This is a genomic window from Vibrio sp. 10N.222.48.A3 (assembly GCF_041475345.1).
In the GTDB taxonomy this organism is placed as follows: Bacteria; Pseudomonadota; Gammaproteobacteria; order Enterobacterales; family Vibrionaceae; genus Vibrio; species Vibrio tasmaniensis_A.
The window spans coordinates 1-2,986 of sequence record NZ_JBFRVX010000098.1 but is presented as its reverse complement, the minus strand read 5'-3'; the positions used below and the strand labels follow the sequence as shown (position 1 = coordinate 2,986).

General features: G+C 45.1%; 4 protein-coding genes. 3 read left to right on the top strand and 1 reads right to left on the bottom strand.

The window, feature by feature from the left end:
- From hslU to rraA, 3 genes are all read left to right on the top strand, one after another.
- A partial coding sequence (gene hslU, locus AB4653_RS03745; RefSeq protein WP_372103363.1) for an HslU--HslV peptidase ATPase subunit occupies nt 1-891 on the top strand: 891 nt, incomplete at its 5' end.
- 155 nt (nt 892-1,046) lie between these two features.
- The gene (locus tag AB4653_RS03740; RefSeq protein ID WP_009848879.1) at nt 1,047-1,964 is read left to right on the top strand and encodes a 1,4-dihydroxy-2-naphthoate polyprenyltransferase; all 918 of its coding nucleotides are present in this window, start codon (nt 1,047-1,049) and stop codon (nt 1,962-1,964) included.
- Between the two features lie 73 nt (nt 1,965-2,037).
- Nucleotides 2,038-2,556, top strand: coding sequence for a ribonuclease E activity regulator RraA (rraA, locus tag AB4653_RS03735; protein WP_009848878.1), 519 nt, complete (start codon nt 2,038-2,040; stop codon nt 2,554-2,556).
- A 109-nt stretch (nt 2,557-2,665) separates the two neighbouring features.
- Here the strand turns inward: rraA and zapB are convergent, their stop codons facing one another.
- The gene (gene zapB, locus AB4653_RS03730; protein WP_009848877.1) at nt 2,666-2,908 is read right to left on the bottom strand and encodes a cell division protein ZapB; all 243 of its coding nucleotides are present in this window, start codon (nt 2,906-2,908) and stop codon (nt 2,666-2,668) included.
- Between the last annotated feature and the right edge of the window lie 78 nt (nt 2,909-2,986).

Sequence of the window (2,986 nt, the reverse complement as noted above, 5' to 3'; positions counted from 1 at the left end):
GAAGATACCACTTCTTCAAACACTCGTCAGATTTTCCGCAAGAAACTGCGTGAAGGTAAGCTAGATGACAAAGAGATTGAAGTTGATGTAGCGGCGCCACAAATGGGTGTTGAAATCATGTCACCTCCAGGCATGGAAGAGATGACAAACCAGCTACAAGGCATGTTCCAAAACCTCGCTGGCGATACCAAGAAAAAGCGTAAGATGAAAATCAAAGACGCATTCAAAGCACTAACGGAAGAAGAAGCTGCGAAGCTTGTGAACCAAGAAGAGCTAAAAGAGAGCGCGATCTTCAACGCTGAAAACAACGGCATCGTATTCATCGATGAGATCGACAAAATCTGTAAGCGTGGCGACAGCTCTGGCCCAGACGTATCTCGTGAAGGTGTTCAGCGTGACCTGCTCCCTCTTATCGAAGGCAGCACAGTATCAACTAAGCACGGTATGGTTAAAACTGACCACATCTTGTTTATCACTTCAGGTGCATTCCAAGTGGCTAAGCCATCTGATCTGATCCCTGAATTGCAAGGTCGTCTGCCAATCCGTGTCGAACTAGAAGCACTATCAGCACATGATTTCAAACGTATTCTTACTGAGCCAAAGGCATCACTGACAGAACAGTACATTGCCCTGATGAAAACAGAAGATGTCGGCATTGAGTTCACTGAAGATGGCATCAACCAAATTGCTGACGCAGCATGGCGTGTGAACGAAACCACTGAAAACATCGGTGCGCGTCGTCTACATACCGTCATGGAGCGCCTAATGGATGAGATTTCATTCGACGCAACAGACCGAGCAGGCAGCAAATTAGTGATTGATGAAGCTTATGTAATATCTAAGCTTGGCGAGCTCGTAGAAGACGAAGACCTAAGTCGCTTCATCCTGTAGCACAAGAAACTCCAACTTATTGCTCTATCTCAAAGAAATAGCAGCTAATAAGCGAATTCAAGGCCCACTTTCGAGTGGGCTTTTTATTACCCGAAAAATGGGCGTATACTCAAATCACAGTATGAAACGAAGACTTACAAAGAATTAGACCTACGATGAAACAATCTCTACTGATTTGGCTTGATGCCGCACGCCCAAAAACTCTGCCTCTCGCACTTGTCTCTATTCTTACAGGAAGTAGTTTAGCGTTCGCTGGTGGTCATTTTTCTTTATCAATAGCCCTGCTGGCATTTTTAACCGCCACTCTATTACAGATTCTGTCGAACTTAGCCAATGACTATGGCGACGCGGTAAAAGGCACAGACAACGAAAACCGTCTAGGGCCAACACGTGCAATGCAATCTGGCGCGGTGACCGCGAAAACCATGAAGCAAGCGATCATCCTCAACATCGTATTTACCATGCTCGCAGGGCTGATTCTTATCTTTCATGCCTTAACCTCGATTGAGAGTATCTTATCTTTCATTGCGTTAGGCGTATTAGCCATTGTTGCAGCCATCGCTTACACCGTCGGCAATAAACCTTATGGTTATATTGGCCTTGGTGACTTATCGGTATTTATCTTCTTCGGTTTGTTAGGCGTTTCAGGGACTTATTTCTTACACACTGGCCATGTTGAACCAAGCCTGTTTCTGCCTGCACTAGGCTGCGGATTGATGGCGGTTGCGGTACTCAATATCAACAACATGCGTGATATCGAAAACGACAGCGAATGTGGTAAGCGCACCATGGCGGTTCGCCTAGGGCAACGCAAAGCCAAGCACTATCATTTTGCACTGCTTGGGCTCGCCCTTGCCTCTTTCGCTATCTACCTGCTGATTCAAGAAAAACCGGTCTGGATCAGCCTGCCGTTTTTACTAAGCATTATTATTGTTTATAAGCACGGTAAGGCCGTTTGGGAAACCGAAAAGCCAGCGCAGATTGCACCAATGATGCCCGTGATAGTGAAATGTTCACTGGTCACTAACCTATTGTTTGCAGGGGTTGTCGTAGCTCAAACTCTATTGAGTTAAATAAGACTAATCATTGCAAAGGGATCAAGCACCGATATACTCAAAGTAAGCTCATTGTTCAAAAGGTATACTAATGGAATACAACACTTCAGCACTGTGCGACATATATTTGGATCAAGTTGATGTCGTGGAGCCAATGTTCAGCAACTTCGGTGGACGTGCATCCTTCGCAGGACAGATCACGACATTAAAGTGTTTTGAAGACAATGCTTTAATTCGCTCCGTATTAGAACAAGATGGTTTGGGGCGTGTGTTGTTAATCGATGGTGGCGGCTCACTGCGTAAAGCGCTGATCGATGCTGAGATTGCCCTACTTGCTGAAGACAATGAGTGGGAAGGTATTGTGGTTTACGGCTGCGTACGCGAAGTCGATGAGTTAGAAGACATGAATCTTGGTATTCAGGCTTTAGCCTCTATTCCTGTGGGTGCAAGCCAAGAAGGTGTCGGCGAATTGGATGTACCTGTGAACTTTGGCAGCGTGACCTTCTTACCTGAAGATTACCTCTATGCAGACAACACTGGCATTATTCTTTCGGCAGAGCCTTTGGATGTAGAACTCGATCTGGATGTTGAAGAAGAAGAGGCCGAGTAACTCACTCAGCTTCAAATAATAAAACAAGCCAAAGAACACAAAGCATAAGAATACAAACGAAAACGCCCGCTACTGAGTAGCGGGCGTTTTTTTAAATCTGAAGAGTCGATTACTCTACGTCATCCATTTTACCAAGAAGGTTACGGATGCGATCTTGCCATGCTGAATGCTCTTCCTGCATTTGCTGAGTTTTTTGCTCTAGCTCGTGACGGCTTGCTTTAAGCTCACCAGCTTCTGTTGCTAGTGCTTGTTTCTCTTCTTTAAGCTCTTCCACTTCCATTTGAAGAAGTGCAATTGTATCTACTGCTGTTTGAATTTTTGCTTCTAGCTGCTCTAGTACTTCAAAAGACATTCTGGCCTACCTTTAAGTTATCCGTTTGATGGTGAAGGTTCACTCCACTTATTTCCCCATTCTACTCAGCAGAGCAAG